This window comes from Microbulbifer regidiadema (SeqCode), assembly GCF_052466995.1.
Genome location: NZ_CP174297.1, coordinates 3,970,800 through 3,990,125 on the forward strand (window position 1 = coordinate 3,970,800; position 19,326 = coordinate 3,990,125).

Genomic DNA, 19,326 nt, shown 5'->3' on the forward strand with positions numbered 1-19,326 from the left:
TCGCCGGTGCCGGCTGTTAGTCCTGCTGCTCGGTAGAAACCTTTTCTCTTTCGATTGCGCGGTAGCCGATATCTTTGCGGAAGAACACGCCGTCCCAGTAGATAGCCCGGGCCGACTCGTAGGCGCTTTCCTGCGCTTCGGCGACGGTATTGCCCAGCGCCGTGGCACACAGCACCCGCCCGCCATTGGTGACTACGCGCTCACCGTCCAGTGCGGTACCGGCGTGGAAGACTTTGGCGTTGTCGCTGTCCGCCTTTTCCAGACCGCTGATGGCATCGCCTTTGCGGTAGCTGCCGGGATAGCCGTGCGCGGCAAGGACCACGCCCAGGGCCGGGCGGGGGTCCCACTCAGCAGTGACAGTGTCCAGCTTCTTGTCTAGAGCGGCCATACACAGGTCGACCAGGTCTGATTTCAGGCGAATCATAATTGGCTGGGTTTCCGGATCGCCAAAGCGGCAGTTGTACTCGATAACCTTTGGAGTACCGTCGCTGTCGATCATCAGACCGGCGTAGAGGAAACCGGTGTAAGGCGTACCTTCGGAAGCGAGACCTTTAACGGTGGGCTCGATAACCTCTTGCATAATGCGCTGGTAAATGGTGTCGGTCACCACTGGTGCCGGGGAGTAGGCGCCCATACCGCCGGTATTGGGGCCGGTATCGCCATCGCCCACGCGCTTGTGATCCTGACTGGTGGCCATCGGCAGGATGTTTTCACCATCCACCATCACGATAAAGCTCGCTTCCTCGCCCTGCAGGAACTCCTCGATAACCACGCGGCAGCCGGCTTCACCAAAGGCGTTTCCAGACAGCATATCGCGTACGGCGAGCTCAGCCTGCTCTTCGGTTTCGGCGACGATTACCCCCTTGCCCGCAGCCAAGCCGTCGGCTTTAACTACGATGGGTGCGCCGCGCTCGCGAATATAGGCAACCGCCGGTTCCACTTCGGTGAAATTGCGGTAGGCAGCGGTGGGGATTTTGTGGCGCTCGAGGAAGTCCTTGGTAAAGGCTTTGGAGCCCTCCAGTTGCGAGGCGCCTTTGCTGGGACCAAAAATGGCGAGGCCACGGGCATTAAAGAAATCGACAACGCCGTCTACCAGCGGCGCTTCCGGGCCGACAATCGTTAGTTCTACGCCGTTTTCCTCGGCGAAATCTGCCAGGGCGGCGAAGTTATCCACACCGATCGCGATATTTTCCAGCTTGGGTTCGCGGGCAGTGCCGGCGTTGCCCGGGGCAACGTAGACGGTGCCGACACTTGGGTTTTGCGCTGCTTTCCACGCCAGGGCGTGCTCGCGGCCACCTGATCCGATAACCAATACGTTCATTCTTAAATCCCCCTAAGTCGACCGATCCGGTCCATTACACAGGTTATAGGTGTGCTAGTTTAACGTGGAATTGATCCTCGGGCCTGAGTCGCGCCCCTGGATTCCAATGATTTGTGCGGGTTGGAGAGGGTAGATACCTTCCAACCCGCTGATCATAGCCCGCAATATTAAGTCTGTGCGGGCGCACGATCTTAGTGGCGGAAGTGGCGCATACCGGTAAATACCATAGCCATATTGTGCTCGTCCGCTGCGGCGATCACCTCTTCATCGCGCATGGAGCCGCCGGGCTGGATAACCGCTTGGATACCGACAGCGGCAGCGTTATCGATGCCGTCGCGGAAGGGGAAGAAGGCATCGGAGGCCATAACAGACCCGGCCACGGCGAGGCCGGCGTGCTCGGCCTTGATCGCGGCGATACGTGCGGAGTTTACGCGGCTCATCTGGCCGGCGCCCACACCCACAGTGCGACCGTCTTTGCCGTATACGATGGCATTGGATTTTACGAACTTGGCCACTTTCCAGGTAAACAGCAGATCGCGGATTTCCTCTTCGGTGGGCTGGCGCTTGGAGACTACTTTCAGGTCGGCAGCGGTGATCAGGCCGTCGTCGCGGTCCTGAACCAGCAGGCCGCCATTAACGCGCTTGTAGTCCAGTGCCGGGGTGCGCTCGCTGCTCCACTGGCCGCATACCAGCAGGCGCAGGTTCTTTTTCTCGGCCACGGCCTGTTTGGCCTCCTCGGAGACTGACGGCGCGATGATCACTTCGACAAACTGCCGCTCGACGATAGCGCGGGCAGTGGCACCATCGAGCTCGCGGTTGAAGGCGATAATACCGCCAAAGGCGGATTCGCTGTCGGTCGCGAAGGCCAGGTCGTAGGCCGTGCGAATATCTTCAGCGATCGCCACACCACAGGGGTTGGCGTGTTTAACGATCACGCAGGCGGGTTGCTCGAAGGACTTAACGCACTCCAGCGCGGCATCGGTATCGGCGATATTGTTGTAGGATAGCTCTTTGCCCTGCAGCTGGGTGGCGGTGGAAATGCTGGCCTCGGCCGGGTTGGCTTCGGTGTAGAAAGCGGATTTCTGGTGCGGGTTCTCACCGTAGCGCAGATCCAGTTTCTTGATAAATTGGCTGTTGTAGGTGCGCGGGAACAGCTGCTTTTCCTCGCCTTTAATAGCGCCCAGGTAATTGGCGATAGCACCGTCGTAGCCCGCAGTGTGTTCGAAGGCTTTTACCGCCAGATCAAAGCGGCTGGCGTGGTTCAGGGCACCATCGTTAGCTTTCATCTCCTCGATGATATTGCCGTAATCGCTGGCATTGACCACGATGGTGACATCTTTGTGGTTCTTGGCGGCTGCGCGAACCATGGTGGGGCCGCCGATATCGATATTCTCGATAGCGTCTTCGAGGGAGCAGTCGGGCTTGGCAACGGTTTGAGCGAAGGGGTAGAGGTTCACCACTACCATATCGATCGGGGTGATATCGTGCTCGCCCATAATGGCATCATCGGTGCCACGGCGTCCCAGAATGCCGCCGTGTACTTTCGGGTGCAGAGTTTTGACTCGACCGTCCATCATTTCGGGGAAACCGGTGTAATCGGAAACCTCTACCACGGGGATACCCGCTTCCTTGAGCTGGCGGTGGGTTCCGCCGGTGGAAAGAATCTCAACCCCCATTGCGGAGAGCTGTTGGGCGAACTCTACAATGCCACTCTTGTCTGAGACACTAATTAGAGCGCGGCGGATGGAAACCTTGTCTGTCATTGCACTTGATCCAACTGGTTTTCGAAAAGGATGTTTAAAGGGTTTTAGCGGCTTATCCACTGTGACAGCAAAAATGCTGCCGGGAAAATAGCGAAGGGGGATGAGTTACCTCATCCCCCTTCAAAAATTCGCTCGGTTGGCAGCTTACAGCAGGCCGTAGCGCTTCAGCTTCTTGCGCAGGGTGCCACGGTTGAGACCCAGTAATTGCGCGGCGCGGGTCTGGTTGTGGCGGGTGTATTTCATTACCACTTCGAGCATGGGCGCTTCGATCTCTGATAGCACCATGTCGTAGACATCGGTCACCATCTGGCCATCCAGGTGGCGGAAGTAGTTCTCCATTGCGTGCTCGACGGCATCGCGCAGGGACTGCTGCTGTGGCTGTGCCAGCTGAGTCTGCCCCCTGGAGGATACTTCTTCATTGCCAGTATCCGGAATCAATACTTCGTTATTCATGCCGCTTGTGCCCCTCTCGTTATTCGGCGTTCAAACCACTCGTGAACGCTGGCATGTTGTACTTCTGCACTCTCTATTTGGAAAAAGGTCTTGCGGAAGGACTCGCTGTTTGCGAGCGTCTTCAAGTACCAGCCCACATGTTTGCGAGCGATACGGACCCCCATCACCTCACCGTAGAATCGGTGTAGTTCACCCAAATGGGCGAGCAAAATATTCCTGACTTCATCCAATGTCGGTTCGGGTAGCCGCTCGCCGGTGGCGAGATAGTGGGCTATTTCCCGAAAAATCCATGGTCGTCCCTGTGCTGCACGGCCAATCATGACCGCTGATGCGCCAGTGTAATCGAGCACCTCTCGGGCTCTCTCAGCACTGCAGATGTCGCCATTGGCAAAAACCGGGATTTTTACCCTGGATACAATTTCGGCAATGGTATCGAATTCAGCCTGTCCGTGGTAGCCGCAGGCGCGAGTGCGACCGTGAACCGCCAGTGCTGCGATCCCGGCATCCTCGGCCATTTTGGCTACAGTGACGCCATTGCGGGAATCCGGGCACCAGCCGGTGCGGATTTTCAGCGTCACCGGGACGGAAACAGACTGGACCACGGCTTGAAGAATATCCGCAACCAGCTTCTCATCCCGCAGCAGGGCGGAGCCCGCTGCTTTCTTACACACCTTTTTTGCCGGGCAGCCCATATTAATATCGATGATTTGCGCGCCGCGACGAACATTTTCCCGAGCGGCTTGCGCCATCATCTCGGGATCGCCGCCGGCGATCTGCACCGATATGGGTGCCGCTTCGCCACCGTGATCCAGGCGCAAGCGCGACTTGCGGCTGTTCCACAGGCGAGTGTCCGAGGTCACCATCTCCGAAACCACCAATCCGGCACCGAGTTCTCGGCACAGCTGGCGGAAGGGGCGGTCGGTGACGCCGGCCATGGGCGCCAGAATTACCGGGTTGTCGATAATATAGGGGCCAATGGCAGTAGACACGGTAGCTCCATGTGGGCTGAAGGAAGGGCAATTGGTGCCCCGGCAAAACGGCCGCCTATGATAGCGGCTGGCCCGTTAATGGCAAAGCGAAAAAGCGGGCAATTTGATCGATCGCTGTCCACTTAGCCTGCGGAATGCGCAGGTTTGGTTGTTTATGGCGCCACCCCCTCAATTGGGTCACTTAATTGACGGTCGCTCAATTGAGGCTAGTAGGTGATATTGAGCTCGTAGTTTACCGCTTCTGCACCGGGGTCAACCACCTCTATCGCAATATGAATGGGGCTGTTCTGGGGCATCAGCTTGCGTCCGGCCAACTCTCCCTGCAAGTACTCGCCCGGGGTAAAGCGGCGGCTGGCTACGGCTCGATCTTTCAGGTCGCTAAAGTGCAGCAGTAGGTTGGGAAAGGGCTGTGCATAGGGGGCGGTATTGAGCAGCACCGCATCCACTACCAGGGCGCCCTCCAGCTGTGGGTGGGTGCGAACCATCAGGTTGGAGGCCTGGATTGCCTGGTGGTCTTGCAGCTGCGGCAAGTTGCAGCCCAGTGCGGGGCAAATGGCCGCGTAAATATTGCGCCAGGGTTGTTTGCGGCTGAGGCTGTCGAACTGGAAGTAGGCGATCTGAACGACGATACCGAGGATCGCTAGGGGGATCAGTGTGCGCCACAGCCAGGGAGAAACCGTGCGTTTCTGTTTGGGGAGGCCCCAGGACATCTCCAGAGGTGCCGGCTGAATAGCGGAGATCAACTGTTCCCGCTGGGGCTCCTCAGCCGCTGCGGGCTCGTCATCGGCAAAGACGGGCTCCCGGCGGGCTTCGCCGGCGGCAGTCGAGGTATCTAGCGGTTCGGCGGCAGCGGGTGTTTCCTCGGCGTCCCAGAGGGGGGCCGGGCTCTCAAATTCTGCGGCTGTGTTGTCGGTACTGTATTCAGATGAGGGCGGTGCTTCGAAATCGGGGAGCGCCTCCCAGTCCGGTTTGAGGACTTTATCCAGGTCCTCTTCGGGCTCTTCCTCTAATGGGTTGGTCTCCAGCTCCTGCCACTCGTGATCGCCAAACGCATCGCCAATTAATTCCTGCGCGGTCTCGCTGTACTCTTTGGGGGCCTGTGCTGCAGTGTCCGCAGCTGCGCCCTCCCGGCTGGGGGCGGAATCCGCTGGCGCCGGCGGCGGGGCCGGTTTGTCCTCGTCGAGTTCAATATCGTCGTGGATTAGGAAGTCATCGTCTTCCAGCAGGGTCTCCAGCTCATTGTGGCTGTCGCGATCGCCTTCCGAGAAAACGATGTTTTCATCTGCGCGAAACACCTGTAGGCAAGACCCACAGCGAACGGCGCCGCGGGCAGCGCGCAGTTGCTGGTCATTAATATGAAATGATGTGCTGCAATGGGGGCAGCGGGTTACCAGTTGAGACATTCGACTAGAGCGCAGTTTATTTAGCGGCCAAGTTTATCAGCCCAAAGGGGTCCCGCGTAGTGCTCGGGAGCGCATTTAGCGCACCCGCTTGCCTGTCAGTCTGACCCAGCCCTCGTGTTCGCCGTCGGTATCGAACTCGATCCACTCGCTATAGGCGGCTTTCACCTGCTCTGCCTGGGAGCTGAGAATACCGGATAGGCAGATTTTTCCGCCGACCTGGGTGAGCTGTACCAGCTGTGGGGCGAGCTCTACCAGGGGACCGGCGAGAATATTGGCCAGCATAACATCGGCGGCTTCACTGGGCATTTGCTCGGGCAGGTAGACCGGGAAGCGCTTCGGGTCTATGCCGTTGCGCTGGGCGTTGTCGCGACTGGCAATCAGTGCCTGGGGGTCGATATCTGTGCCGAGAACCCGCTCCGCTCCCAGCAGCAGTGCGCTGATACCCAGAATACCGGAGCCGCAACCGAAGTCGATGGCACTCTTGCCTTCGAGCTCTTGCCGCGCCAGCCACTGTAGGCACAGGAAGGTGGTCGGGTGAGTGCCGGTGCCGAAGGCGAGGCCCGGATCCAGCAGCAGATTGACGGCATCCGCTTGTGGTGGTTCGCACCAGCTGGGGCAGATCCACAAGTTGGGACCGCACTGGATCGGCTTGTAGTGGCTCATCCACTCGCGCTCCCAGTCCTTGTCCTCCAGCTGCTCCCAGCGGACATTGGGTAGCATTTCGCACAGGAAGGAGGCAGCTTTTGCCTCGGTGACCGAAGTATCGACTTCCGCATCGAACAGCCCGGTAACCCGTGTTTGCTCCCACAGGGGCACCTCTCCGAGCCCGGGCTCAAGGATCGGTTGGTCGGCGTTGTCTTGCAGGGTGACAGATACGGCACCGGCAAAAAGCAGTGCGTCTTCGATTTTTTCCGCGTGGTCACGGTCGGTGTCCACGCGGAGTTGTAGCCAGGGCATAGTTATTCCGGAGTACTGGTTGCGCTGTTGTAGCGATGTTAGTTGCGGTCGAACCGCGCTCAGTTAACGACGGTAGCCATCCCTGGCGACACTCAGTGTCGTTAAGTTTGCCGCAATTCTCGCTAACTTTGCCCCGGCTGGCGAGCGCTTAAAGGCCTAACTTTTTCTCCAGGTAGTGGATATTGACTCCACCCCTAGCGAAGTTTTCATCCCGCACCAAGTCTTCCTGCAGGGGAATATTGGTTTTAATCCCATCGACCACCAGCTCCGACAGGGCCACGCGCATACGCGCCAATGCGGTTTCACGATCTTCCGCATGGGTGATCAGCTTGGCGATCATGGAGTCGTAGTTGGGGGGCACCGAGTAGCCGGAGTAGAGGTGGGAGTCCACCCGCACACCCAGGCCGCCGGGCATATGGAAGTTGTTGACCTTGCCGGGGCAGGGAAAGAAGGTCTGGGGGTCTTCGGCGTTGATACGGCATTCAAAGGAGTGGCCTTTGATCACGATATCTTCCTGCTTTAGGGACAGCTTCTCGCCGGCACAAACGCGAATCTGCTCTTTGATCAGGTCGACGCCGGTGACCATTTCCGTAACCGGGTGCTCCACCTGGATACGGGTGTTCATTTCGATAAAGTAGAAGCGCTCATTTTCATACAGGAATTCAAAAGTACCCGCACCGCGATAGCCGATATCGATACAGGCTTGTACACAGGACTCGTGTACCTGCCTGCGCACCTCGTCGGGAATACCCGGCGCCGGGGCCTCCTCCAGAACCTTTTGGTGGCGGCGCTGTAGAGAGCAGTCGCGATCGCCCAGGTGGATCGCATTGCCCTGGCCATCGGCCATTACCTGGATCTCCACATGGCGGGGATTCTGCAGGAATTTTTCCATATAGACGGTGCCGTCACCGAAGGCCGCCTGGGCTTCGGACTTGGTCACGGCGATCGCGTTTACCAGCTCCTCTTCCCTTTCCACCACGCGCATGCCGCGACCACCGCCACCGGCGGCAGCTTTAATAATGACCGGATAACCGATACTGCGGCCGATCTCCATACAGCGCTCGCTGTTATCGGGCAGCGGGCCGTCGGAGCCTGGCACGGTGGGAACGCCGGCCTTTTTCATGGCGGCAATGGCCGATACCTTGTCACCCATCAGGCGGATCACATCCGGGTCCGGGCCGATAAAGGTAAAGCCGCTCTTTTGCACCTGCTCGGCGAAGTCGGCGTTCTCTGCGAGAAAGCCGTAGCCGGGGTGTACGGCTACGGCGTCGGTGATCTCCATGGCGGAGATCAGCGCCGGCACATTCAAGTAGCTCTGCGGGGAGGGGTTGGGGCCGATACATACGGATTCGTCGGCCAGGCGTACATGCTTGAGATTGCGGTCTACCAGGGAGTGCACCGCCACAGTGGCGATACCCATCTCTTTACAGGCGCGCAAAATCCGCAGGGCGATTTCGCCGCGGTTGGCGATTAGGATTTTGTCGAACATTGTGACTTACCCCACTCAGACGATGGTCACGAGGGGCTGGTCAAACTCTACCGGTTGGCCATCTTCGAGCAGGATGGACTCGATGGTACCGGCTTTGTCAGCCTCGATCTGGTTCATCATCTTCATCGCTTCGACGATACAGACAACGTCGCCGGCCTTAACCTGCTGCCCGACTTTCACGAAGGGCTCAGCACCGGGGCTGGGTGCGGCGTAATAGGTGCCCACCATCGGCGACTTCACCGCGTGTCCGCTGAGCGCCGGTTTGGACTCTTTTTCCACCGGGGCGGTGGTGGCAGCGGCGGCGGGAGGCGTCTGAACGGGGGCGGGGGGAGCCGTGTAAACTGGCGCAACCGGTTGGGCTGCGCTACTGATGCCGCGGCTGATGCGCACGGACTCTTCGCCCTCTTTGATTTCCAGCTCGCCGATATCCGACTCTTCGAGCAGCTCAATCAATTTTTTAATTTTGCGGATATCCATAGTTATTTACTCGCAGTTTGATTCGTTGTTGTGCAGGTCGGCATCCAATTGGTGGATCGCTGCCTGTAGAGCCAGGGTGTAGCTGTTGGCGCCAAAGCCACAGATTACGCCGCAGGCCAGATCTGAAAGATAGGAATGGTGTCGGAACGCTTCCCTGGCGTGGGGGTTCGACAGGTGAAGCTCAATAAAGGGGATGGCAACCGCTGCCAGGGCATCGCGCAGGGCGACACTGGTATGGGTGAACGCAGCCGGGTTGATCACGATAAAGTCCACGCCGCTAGTCGCCGCCAAGTGGATGCGCTCCAGCAGGGTCGACTCGCTATTGCTCTGCAAGACTTCCAGTTCGTGGCCGGCGGCACTGCACTGGCGCAGGGCGGCCTCATTGATATCCGCCAGGGTGGTGGTCCCGTAGATATGCGGTTCGCGGCTGCCCAAAAGGTTTAGGTTGGGGCCGTGAAGGAGAAGAAGTTTAGCCATAATTCGCCCTGAAGAAAGTTGCCGAAAACCCATATAAAGTGGGTTAAAATTGGCTATCTTGCGGGCAAACCCGAATTTTCGGCCTAATTGCCCGAACGCTTTAACCGAGTCTGCCGCAAAAGTGACTCCCTGTCCATGCCAGTTTGGGAGTTTATCGAAGTTAGCAGCAGTTCGGCGATATTGGGCAAAAAATTAGTTCAAAATATCCGGGTTGTGGCCTGTTTACCTTGGGTTGTTGGCTACAAAGGCGCCAGAAGTTTTACTGCGCGCTCCCTGTGCTCAAAGGACTGCCCACCGCATTCTCCAGCTCCTGGAGCAAATCATCTTGGGACAGTATCTGCGGCAGTATTTTTGCCTCACCCCCATCGGCGGGATAGAGAAGGTAGAGCGGCACACTGGTACGCCCATATTTGGCCAATAACTCGCTGATTCTCGGGTCTTGATTGGTCCAGTCGCCCTTCAGTGCGACCACGTTGAGACGCTCCAGGGCATCGCTGACTTCGGTGCTCGACAGTACGGCTTTCTCATTCATCAGGCAGGTGATGCACCAGGCCGCCGTCATATTGGCGAGAACCGCGCGGCCTTCACCGCGCGCAGCTTCCAGTCGCTCTGCCGAATAGGGCTCCCAGTAGTCGCTGCCGGACAGCGGCTCCGCCTGGTTGACGGTTTTAAGCTGTGGCAGGAGTAAAACCGCCAGGGTCAGGGCGGCGAGCGCGAGGGCGCCGCGCAGCCAGTGCCATTGCGGGCGCGGCCAAAGCCACAGGGCAAATGCAATGGCCACGGCACCGGCCAGTACCAATGCAATACCATCTCCACCGGTCTGTCGCCCCAGGACCCACAGCAGCCACACCGCAGTGAGATACATGGGGAAGGCCAGCAGCTGCTTTAGGCGATCCATCCAGGGGCCGGGCTTCGGCAGCTTTTCCGCCAGGGCGGGGATATAAGTCAGCAACAGAAAGGGGGCTGCCATGCCGGCGCCGAGGGCGGCAAAAACACTCAGTGCGATTAGCGGGGGCTGTGTGACGGCAAACCCCAGTGCGGAGCCCATCAGTGGCGCAGTGCAGGGGCTGGCCACCAGCGTTGCCAGGGCGCCGGATGCGACAGAGCCCGATAACCCCTGGCGCTTGTTTAGGCTGCCGCCGATCCCCATCAGACTGCTGCCCAGCTCGGTCATTCCGGACAGGCTCAGCCCCATGGTAAAGAACAGGTAGGCGAGCGCAGCCACCAACCAGGGCGACTGAAGCTGGAAGCCCCAGCCGACAGCCTCTCCGCCGGCGCGGAGGGCGAGCATCACAGCGGCGATAGCCACAAAGCTCACCACCACGCCCAGTGTATAGGCCCAGCCGTGGTGGTGCCTTTGACTGGCATTTTGTGTCGCCTGGCTCACCGCCAGTAATTTAATCGACAGTACCGGGAAGACACAGGGCATCAGGTTCAGAATCAGGCCGCCGGCAAATGCGAGCAGCAGCGCCAGCGATAAGGTGACATTGCTACTGCCGGTGGCGGTGGCGGTGGCGGTGCCGCTGCCGCTGCCCGCCGGCGGAGTGGACGCGCCGGCGATGGAGGCGCTGTCTCCGGGTTGGATAGCCCGGTTGGCAAAATCTACGCTGTAGTAGCGGGTCTGGGGCGGATAGCAGAGCCCCGCATCGGCACAACCTTGGTAGTGGAGCTCGAGTCGCGTGGTACTACCGGACTCGGGGAGGTCCAGGGCAAACTCCAGCTGGCCCCGGTAGACCTCGGTTTCCTTTTCGAAATAATCATCCCAGATGACCTCACCGGTCGGCAGGTTTAGGGGGATGGGAGTTTTCTCACCGCTGTCGACCCGGTACAGGGCCAGCTTTTCGCGATAGAGATAGTACTCCGGGGCAATCTGGAAGAGCCCGTTGAGGCCATTGGCGTCGAAGAGCAAATCCTGCCGGTAGGCTTCATCGACCGGTAAGAAAGTGTTTTCCTGGGCACTGCTCAATGAGGCGAAAGGGTTATCGGAGTTCTGCGCTGAGGCCCCAACACTGGCCATTGCCAGCAGGATTGTCAGCAGAACGAGGAAATTTTTCCGGAAACTTTTGGTCATCACAGCCATAGATGAAAAAATTCATTATAGTCGGGTGCACAGCTCAGACTGCTGCACCAGGTGGGGGTTCAGTCGCCGCAGCAGTATAGCGACGCCAGTGGTACAAAAAAAACAACAATAGGGGATTGTTTTGCCGTCATTTGAACGCCTTCACAGCCTTGGGCTACTGCTGTTATTGGCACTTTGCCTGGGGGCCTGCTCATTCACTAAGCCCGCGCCGAAGACGGTTGTCCCTCCTCCCGCCCCTAAAAAGACGCCATCCCAAGACCAGGTTCGGCGCAACAATATTTCCTTTTTTTTGAGTCGTGCGGAACAGGCGCTACGCAAAGGGCATCTAACCCAGCCTGCCGGCGCCAGCGCCTATGACTACTACCTGCGTGTATTGCAACTGCAACCGGAGAACAGTAAGGCCGCAACCGGTATTCAAACCATTGTGGTCACCTATGTCGAGCGGGCCCGGGATGCCCTGCGGCGCAGGGACTTCGGGGAAGTAAACACCCTGTTGAAGCGAGCTGAGATGCTGGCCCCGGCCAACCCACTGGTCGCCGAGGTGCGCGCTCAGCTGGATCGCGAGCGGGGGCGGGCCCAGCTGGATCTGCCCGCCGGGGAGGTTATCGGCCTGCCAGCGGATGAGCTGACGGCGCGCTCCGCTGGGCTGGTGGCGCAGTTGCAGCGTGTCGCGAGCAGAATTCGCCGCGAGCAGTTGCGCGTTATTATCGTCGCGCGCAGCGATGCAGAGGGGCGCTGGGTTTATCAGCAGCTGCGCGAGGCAGTGCCCGGGTATCGGGTGCGCGGAGATATCCGGGTCGGTAATCCGGCGAGATTGATTCTGATTAAGCCCAGCGGAGGGGCAGTATGAAAAAAGTATTGGCATTGGCCTTTTTAATTGCGGCATTGGCTGTTTCTAAAAATGCTTATTCGATGGGAATTAAGGCGGAGGGCTATGTGCGGGAAACACCGCCGGGCGCCCCGATGAGTGCGGCCTTCGTATCACTGCACAACACCGGTGAAGGGAGCCGGGTGCTGACCGGTGTGGCGTTACCCGGTATCGAACAGGCTTCCGCCGACCTGCATACCACGGTAGCGGAGCGGGGGGTAAACCGGATGCGCCCGCTGGCACAGCTGACGATTGCCGCCGGGGCAAGTGTGGAGATGGCCCCCGGAGGCGTGCACTTAATGATTAAAGGCCTGCGCCTACAGGCGGGGGAGCAGCTGCCACTGCGGTTGCTGTTTGCCGATGGCAGCCGTGTAGATATTCTTGTGCCGGTTATCCGGGTGAGCGATGAAAGTGAGCATCGCCACCACCACGGCTAAATAGATTATTTTATGGAAGTTATGGGGAGTTCAACATGAAAAACTTATTGGTTCTCGGCGCTGCTCTGCTGCTTAGTGCCTGCGCCCACAGCCCGCTGCAAATTTGGTTGCAGCCCCAGGTTCAGGTCGCTCCTGAAGCGATAGGCGAGGGGTTTAGCATGACTGTGAGCGGTATTAATGAGCTGCCCAGTGGCGGTCTGGGATCACTGGGCGGTGTCTATGCCGATACCGCCCAGGTGAGTATTGGCAACGATGCCGGTGAGGCCATTGCGGCGGGGCTGCGCCAGGGGTTTTCAAACTGGTCATTTCGAATTACCGATAGCGCTGCGGAAGTTCAGGTCACCGCGAAGCTGGTAAAACTGACTTACAACAGCCCCAATACGGTTTATACCACCGAGATTGACACCTCTGCTGAAATTCACCTGGAAGTAAAAATCGGCCCTCGCACTTATTTCGGCACTTATAGCGCTTCGGGTAAAGACCGCAACCTGGTCAAGCCCAGTCGCGAAGAAGTGCAAAGCCGTGTGAATAGCCTGCTCAGTGCCACTTTGCAGCGAGCATTTGCAGACGAGAAATTAAAAAATTTCTTGCGCACCAATCTGTGAATGTGCAATTTATACCTCTGCAAAATAAAACTCGGTTGGGAGACTAGATAGTTGAATAAAATCGGCGATCTTAGGCAATGATGTCGGTAACTCTGTCCGATAATCGGCTTTCCCAAGCTGTCCCCCCGCTGCCGGGGAGGGGCTGTATTTTGCGCGGTTGTAGCTTGAGTGGGGACTGGCGTGACGCTGTTTAATCCGGAGTCCGCTCATTACCTCGGACCTCTCGTCCAGCTGGAAGAGGGCTTGAGGCCCTGCGAGCAGATTAGTCTCCAGGCAGCGGAAGCGGCACTGGGGGCTATCGCGGATGGTGTTATCGTCACCGATGCCTCCGGTACCGTGATTTACACCAACCCGCTGGTCAATGAAATGACTGGAGACCTGGTTGGATTACTGCCGGGCCAACCTCTGGCTGAGGGGCTGCGCCTGTGCAATAGCCAGGGGGATACCATTGAACCGATACCGCCGGTGTCTGCGGGCCTGACCGAAGTGCCCAGAACCCGGGAGTTTAATGCCAATATTATCCGCCCCGGAGAGGAGCAGGCCCCGCTCGAGGTAACGGTGCAGGTAATGGCGCTGTGGGATAGGGGCGCGCTAAATAATTATGTCCTGGTGCTGCGGGATACCTCCGCCGCACGCCGCGTTTCCACCCGCCTGATGTGGCAGAGCAGCCACGATGCCCTGACCCGCTTGCCCAATCGACAATTCTTTGAGAGCGAACTACAAAGCCAGCTCAGCCTCTGCGTGGACAAGCGCCAACACCATGTGCTGCTCTACCTGGATGTTTACCAGTTCAAAGTTATCAATGACACCCTCGGCTTTATCGCCGGCGATCAGTTGTTGGTGCAGCTGGTGGAGCTTATCAAGCGCAGCCTCTCCAGCGCCGACCTGTTCGCCCGGGTTGGCAGTGATGAGTTTGCGATACTGCTGCGCGACTGCACCCTGGAAGAGGGGGGCCGTGTGGTGGCCCGATTGCGGGACTCGGTGCAAAACTTCAGTTTTCACTGGGAGGGCAATGACAACCGCGTCGCGGTGTCGATCGGTGTTGTCGGCGTCGACCGCTTTACCCCCAGTGCCAGCCAGCTGTTGGCCTCGGCCAACGATGCCTGTTGCAGCGCGCGGGAGCAGGGCAGAAACCGGGTCAAGCTGTTTGGGGACTCCCGCAAGGTACTGGAGAAGCGCCGGGAGACAACCTGGGTGGCTGAAATTCATGCGGCGCTAAAAGAGGACCGCCTGATGCTGTACCGGCAGCCGGTGGTTGCGCTCAAGGGGGATCGCAGTGTTCACCACTATGAAATCCTGGTGCGAATGCGCGGTCGCGATGGTGGTGTTATTTCCCCGGGATTATTTCTCCCGGCCGCCGAGCGCTACGGCTTGATCGAAGAAGTGGATCGCTGGGTAATTCGCCGGGTGTTTGACTATATGGCTCAGGAGCAGTCCCTGGGCATGGGCGCGATTAACTATGCGGTTAATATTTCCGGTATCAGCCTGGGGGATGAGACCTTTGCGGACTTTGTGCTGCAATCCCTCGCCGATGCCGGTGTGACCCCCTCGCGGGTCCAGTTCGAGATCACCGAGACCAGCGCCATCAACAATCTCGAACGGGCGCTGATTTTTATCCACAAGCTCAGGGCTGCCGGGTGCAGTTTTGCCCTGGATGACTTTGGTCGCGGTGTTTCCTCCCTGGCCTATCTACGCCAGTTGCCCGTGGACTTTCTCAAAATCGATGGAAGCTTCGTGCGCAATATGCTCGAAGATGAAATTGATAGCGCTATGGTCAGTACCATCGACCACCTGGCGAAGAGAATGGGGATCAGCACTATCGCTGAGTATGTGGAGAGTCCGGAATTGATGGAAAAACTGAGTCATATGGGTGTGGACTATGCCCAGGGGTTCGGTATTGCCGCAGCGGCGGGATTGCCGGAACTGGATGCCTACCCGGGTATGCGACACCACTCCAGAGGCCCCAAACCCTAGGGCCCCTGGATGGCGGCTGTAACTAGACCACAGGGGCGAGCAGTTCGGAATGCTGCTCGGCGTTCAGTCGCGGTCCGTATTGGCTCACCACCTGGGCGGCGGCGCGGCACGCCAGTTCACCGGCTTCGCTAAAGCTCATCTCGCGGTTGATCGCGTAGAGGAAAGCACCGGCAAACATATCGCCGGCGCCGTTGGTATCGATGGCGCGGACCTCGGGGCTCGCTACGCGGTAAATGTTACTGCCATCCCACAGCAGTGCGCCATCGGCGCCCAGGGTAATCGCAAAGCTGCGGCAGTAATCGCGCAGGGCTTCAGCGGCCTCTTCAACAGACTCGGTAGCAGTAAAGCTCAGCGCCTCATCCCGGTTGCAGAACAGCATATCCACTCCGCCGCCAATCATCTCCCTGAGCCCCTCGCCGAAGAACTGAACCATCGCCGGATCGGACAGGCTGAGTGCGGTTTTCACCCCGTGAGTTTCGGCCTCTTCGCGGAGCTTGATCGCCGCAGCGCGGCCAGTGTCAGAGGAGACCAGGTAGCCTTCGATATAGGCCCACTTGGAGGCGGACAGTGCGTCGCTATCCAGCTCCGCGACTGAGAGCCGCTCACTCATACCCAGGTAGGTGCTCATGCTGCGCTCGGCGTCCGGGGTGATCAGCACCAGACACTTGCCGGTGGTACCCTCGTCGGCCCGCTTCAGTGTCTCGGGGTAGTCCACTCCGGCGCTGTTGAGGTTATCCCTGTAGAAGTCCCCGTTGGCGTCGGCGGCAACCTTGCACGAATAGAAGGTGCGGAGCCCGAAATAGCTGGCAGCAATCACTGTATTGGCGCCGGAGCCACCGCAGGCCAACTTGGCCGTGACCATATGGTTTTTAAGGTCGTCTACCAGCTGTTGCTGGCGGGCGTCATCCACCAGGGTCATGATTCCCTTTTCCACGCCGAGGGCACTCAAATCCTGGTCCGATACTTCGATTTCTGTATCGAGTAGGGCGGCACCTATGCCGTAGAGATCGTATTGCTGCATATCATTCCTATTCGGGCTTATTGTCTCGATTTCCGCCGCATTATGGACGTGATTTTGGCAAGTGCAAGGCGCGGTGTAGTGTCGGCGATGACTAATCTCTGTACAGGCGCCTGCCGCATCCTGGTGAACTTATCGGCGCCTGCTGGGGTCAATTCTCGCACGGGAGCAAATAGCACCTTCACGTAAACCGCCAGGTGATAGATACTGCCCAGCCTGGAATTTGGCTCGCGCTCTACAGGCGGGCCCGCCAGCGCTGCGAGGCGCTGTCAGCAAGATACCAGCGGAGCTGCCACCTGCTGGTACCCTGCCTTCGGCTCTTGGCCTGAGCTTGATCAGGTCTCTAGAGTCGCTTGATGTACTGAGTTGGCAGCGGGACTGAATCCTTATATGGCATCAACGAAACGCCGGCGCGTCAGAGCGTCAAAGCCCAAACGACGATATCGCTGGCTCAAGCTGCTAGTGCTGCTAGCCCTGGTGGGCTCCCTGGCGCTGGCAGCGTATATGGCTTACCTGGATGTGCAGCTGCGCGAGCGACTGGACAGCCGCCAATACCAACTCCCCGCCCGAGTCTATGCCCGCCCGCTGGTGCTGCGCGAAGGTATGGCGATGCACCCGGATGAGTTGGAGTCCGAATTTTCCGCCCTGAATTACCGCAAGCAAAATACCCTTAGCGAGCCCGGCTCCTGGGTGCAGGAGGGGATGAATTACAAGGTCTGGCGCCGGGACTTTATCCACGCCAATGGCCGTCAGCCGGCTGCGATAGTCTCCTTCCGCCTGCGCAACGATCAAATCAGCGGCCTGCGCGATAGCAATGGCCGCAGTCTGGCGGAATTCCGCCTGGATGCGGCCAATATCGGCTCTCTACTGGGGGGCGGCGACGACCGCAACCCGGTGCGCTTCGACGATATCCCACCACTGGTGGCCAATACCCTGATCGCGGTGGAGGACCAGGACTTCCTCAATCACTTCGGTGTCTCCCCGCGCGGTATTGCCCGGGCCATGGTGGCCAATGCCAAAGCCGGGCGATTGGTACAGGGCGGCTCAACGATTACCCAGCAGCTGGTTAAAAATATCTTTTTTGACCACAAGCCCAGTCTGTGGCGCAAATTTAACGAAGCGCTGATGGCTATCCTGATGGAGGTCCACTACGACAAGCGCTATATCCTACAGGAGTACATCAATGAGGTGTGGCTGGGGCAGCAGGGTGCCAGAGGCATTTATGGCTTTGGACTGGCCTCTGAGTTTTATTTTCAGCAACCCCTGGATACCCTGGAACCCCATCAGGTAGCTCTGTTGGTGGGGCTGGCCAAGGGGGCGTCCTACTACAACCCCTGGCGCAACCCTCAGCGAGCGTTGCAGCGGCGCAATACGGTGCTGGAATTGATGCTGGAGCAGGGGCTGATCAGCCGCGAGGAGTTTCACAAGTACACCGCCAAACCTCTGGGGGTGGTCAAGGGCGGTGCCGGTGCACAAAACCCTTACCCGGCCTTTACCGAGCGGCTGCTGGCCGAACTCCGCCCCTATTACTCCTATGAGGAATTGCGCACGGCGGGCTTGAGGATTTACACCACCTTGGCGCCCTCGGTGCAGAAACTGGCGGAGGAGTCCATCAGTCGGGGGGTCAGTCAGCTGGAGAAAGACCGGGGGATCAAGGCCAATTCACTCCAGGCTGCCACGGTGCTGCTGGACAATCGCAGCGGCAATGTACTGGCCATGGTGGGAGATCGGAACCCGAATTATCCGGGCTTTAACCGGGCACTGGAGGCCCGTCGCCAAGTGGGTTCCCTGATTAAGCCGGCTGTGTTTCTCACCGCGCTGGAGCGCCCCGAGGAGTACAACCTCGCCACTTTGATCGACGATGCTCCGGTGAGAATCGAAGAGGCCGATGGCGATGTGTGGATGCCGCAAAATTTCGACAAGCGCGCCCACGGTCAGATACCGCTCTATATTGCCCTGGCCAAGTCCTACAACCTGGCGACGGCTCACTTGGGACTGGATCTCGGCTTGCAGAATGTGCGCCAGACGATCCGCCGCCTGGGGGTTGAGGCGAAGCTTCCCCGGGTGCCGGCGATGCTGCTGGGTGCCGTGGAGATGACCCCGTTCGAAGTGGCCGGCATGTATCAGACGATCGCCAATGGCGGTGAGACAGTGCAGCCGCGCACCCTGTTGGCGGTATCCGATGCCCAGGGGAGACGCGTACAGCACTTCCGCCGCAAGACGAATCGCGGTGTCGATCCTATCTCCGCCTATCTGTTGCGCTGGGGGCTGGAGCAGGCCATGCGCGAGGGCACCGGGCGCCGTTCGGCCAAGCGCTTACCGAGCAGTATCGCCTTCGCCGGCAAAACCGGAACCACCAATAACAACCGCGACAGCTGGTTTGCGGGCTTCTCCCCGGAGGTGACCGCTGTGGTCTGGTTGGGACGGGACGACAATGAGCGCACCCGCCTGACCGGCTCTACCGGTGCGCTGCCGATCTGGACAGAGATGATGCGCAAGTTGCCGCACCATCACGGACCGGTTGAGCTGCCCCGAGGAGTGGAGCTTAAATTTGTGAATTCCCGGGGGCAGTTTATGGACCCGGAGTACTGTCGCGGTGGCTATGAGATACCTTTCTCCTATGAGACCCAGCTGCAACCGGCACCGGAGTGCCAGGGGCAGAATCGCTGGCGCTGGTTCCGCAATCTGTTCGGCGACGATCGCGATGAAGCGGCACCGAGGGAGCAGATGAGCCCCGGCTGGGGAGTGGATGTCAGCGAGCAGCAAATGCGCGATCAGCGCCGCCAACAGCTGCAAGAGCAGTTGCGCGGCGACGATGCGGAAGAGTTTGGGGGGGATTCCGGTTTTGATCCCGGTTCTGAGCAGGAGCCCCTGGAGCTGCCCAGGGGCAATACCTTTGGCACGGGCTCTCGCGGTGTGCCGGTCGAGGAGGCTCAAGCGGTGGGGCCGGACCTGGAAGATCAGTGGCCCTAAAAAGACAGCGCGCGATTTAATCGCGCGCTTTTCCCTGCGCTG

The 19,326-nt window shown here is 59.0% G+C and carries 16 protein-coding genes; 5 read left to right on the top strand and 11 right to left on the bottom strand.

Annotated elements, in window-relative coordinates:
* Positions 1-16: 16 nt before the first annotated feature.
* The 10 genes from purD to ACJJIK_RS17340 all read right to left on the bottom strand — a co-directional run bounded on the left by purD (position 17) and on the right by ACJJIK_RS17340 (position 11,409).
* On the bottom strand, positions 17-1,321 hold the full coding sequence (gene purD / locus ACJJIK_RS17295) for a phosphoribosylamine--glycine ligase (RefSeq protein WP_444943443.1): 1,305 nt from the start codon (positions 1,319-1,321) through the stop codon (positions 17-19).
* Positions 1,322-1,512: 191 nt separating this feature from the next.
* The gene (gene purH, locus ACJJIK_RS17300) at positions 1,513-3,084 is read right to left on the bottom strand and encodes a bifunctional phosphoribosylaminoimidazolecarboxamide formyltransferase/IMP cyclohydrolase (protein ID WP_444943444.1); all 1,572 of its coding nucleotides are present in this window, start codon (positions 3,082-3,084) and stop codon (positions 1,513-1,515) included.
* A gap of 144 nt (positions 3,085-3,228) precedes the next feature.
* Positions 3,229-3,537 (bottom strand): DNA-binding transcriptional regulator Fis, encoded by a 309-nt coding sequence (gene fis / locus ACJJIK_RS17305; protein WP_020411495.1) that lies wholly within the window; start codon positions 3,535-3,537, stop codon positions 3,229-3,231.
* A complete protein-coding gene (dusB, locus tag ACJJIK_RS17310; protein ID WP_444943445.1) occupies positions 3,534-4,526 on the bottom strand; it encodes a tRNA dihydrouridine synthase DusB in 993 nt (330 codons plus the stop codon). Before dusB ends, fis begins: the two co-directional genes overlap by 4 nt.
* 206 nt (positions 4,527-4,732) lie before the next feature.
* Complete coding sequence (locus ACJJIK_RS17315; RefSeq protein ID WP_444943446.1) at positions 4,733-5,929, bottom strand: DUF3426 domain-containing protein; 1,197 nt, start codon at positions 5,927-5,929, stop codon at positions 4,733-4,735.
* Between the two features lie 75 nt (positions 5,930-6,004).
* Positions 6,005-6,886: a 50S ribosomal protein L11 methyltransferase gene (prmA, locus tag ACJJIK_RS17320; protein WP_444943447.1), complete on the bottom strand. Its 882-nt coding sequence runs from the start codon at positions 6,884-6,886 to the stop codon at positions 6,005-6,007.
* A gap of 148 nt (positions 6,887-7,034) precedes the next feature.
* Positions 7,035-8,375: an acetyl-CoA carboxylase biotin carboxylase subunit gene (gene accC / locus ACJJIK_RS17325; protein WP_444929524.1), complete on the bottom strand. Its 1,341-nt coding sequence runs from the start codon at positions 8,373-8,375 to the stop codon at positions 7,035-7,037.
* 15 nt (positions 8,376-8,390) lie between these two features.
* Positions 8,391-8,852 (bottom strand): acetyl-CoA carboxylase biotin carboxyl carrier protein, encoded by a 462-nt coding sequence (gene accB, locus ACJJIK_RS17330; RefSeq protein ID WP_444929525.1) that lies wholly within the window; start codon positions 8,850-8,852, stop codon positions 8,391-8,393.
* Positions 8,853-8,858: 6 nt separating this feature from the next.
* Positions 8,859-9,329: a type II 3-dehydroquinate dehydratase gene (aroQ, locus tag ACJJIK_RS17335; RefSeq protein WP_444943448.1), complete on the bottom strand. Its 471-nt coding sequence runs from the start codon at positions 9,327-9,329 to the stop codon at positions 8,859-8,861.
* Between the two features lie 259 nt (positions 9,330-9,588).
* Complete coding sequence (locus tag ACJJIK_RS17340) at positions 9,589-11,409, bottom strand: protein-disulfide reductase DsbD family protein (protein ID WP_444943449.1); 1,821 nt, start codon at positions 11,407-11,409, stop codon at positions 9,589-9,591.
* A 121-nt stretch (positions 11,410-11,530) separates the two neighbouring features.
* Between ACJJIK_RS17340 and ACJJIK_RS17345 the strand changes: the two genes are divergently transcribed.
* The 4 genes from ACJJIK_RS17345 to ACJJIK_RS17360 all read left to right on the top strand — a co-directional run bounded on the left by ACJJIK_RS17345 (position 11,531) and on the right by ACJJIK_RS17360 (position 15,293).
* On the top strand, positions 11,531-12,259 hold the full coding sequence (locus tag ACJJIK_RS17345; protein WP_444929528.1) for an N-acetylglucosaminyltransferase: 729 nt from the start codon (positions 11,531-11,533) through the stop codon (positions 12,257-12,259).
* Entirely contained in the window at positions 12,256-12,714 is a 459-nt protein-coding gene (locus ACJJIK_RS17350) for a copper chaperone PCu(A)C (protein WP_444929529.1), read from the top strand. Before ACJJIK_RS17345 ends, ACJJIK_RS17350 begins: the two co-directional genes overlap by 4 nt.
* 35 nt (positions 12,715-12,749) lie before the next feature.
* A complete protein-coding gene (locus ACJJIK_RS17355; protein WP_444943450.1) occupies positions 12,750-13,319 on the top strand; it encodes a YajG family lipoprotein in 570 nt (189 codons plus the stop codon).
* Positions 13,320-13,499: 180 nt separating this feature from the next.
* Positions 13,500-15,293, top strand: coding sequence for an EAL domain-containing protein (locus ACJJIK_RS17360; protein ID WP_444943451.1), 1,794 nt, complete (start codon positions 13,500-13,502; stop codon positions 15,291-15,293).
* A gap of 22 nt (positions 15,294-15,315) precedes the next feature.
* On the opposite strand, the gene ACJJIK_RS17365 is transcribed toward ACJJIK_RS17360, so the two are convergent.
* A complete protein-coding gene (locus ACJJIK_RS17365; protein WP_444943452.1) occupies positions 15,316-16,314 on the bottom strand; it encodes an adenosine kinase in 999 nt (332 codons plus the stop codon).
* 387 nt (positions 16,315-16,701) lie between these two features.
* Between ACJJIK_RS17365 and mrcB the strand changes: the two genes are divergently transcribed.
* On the top strand, positions 16,702-19,284 hold the full coding sequence (gene mrcB / locus ACJJIK_RS17370; protein ID WP_444943453.1) for a penicillin-binding protein 1B: 2,583 nt from the start codon (positions 16,702-16,704) through the stop codon (positions 19,282-19,284).
* The last annotated feature ends 42 nt before the right edge of the window (positions 19,285-19,326 follow it).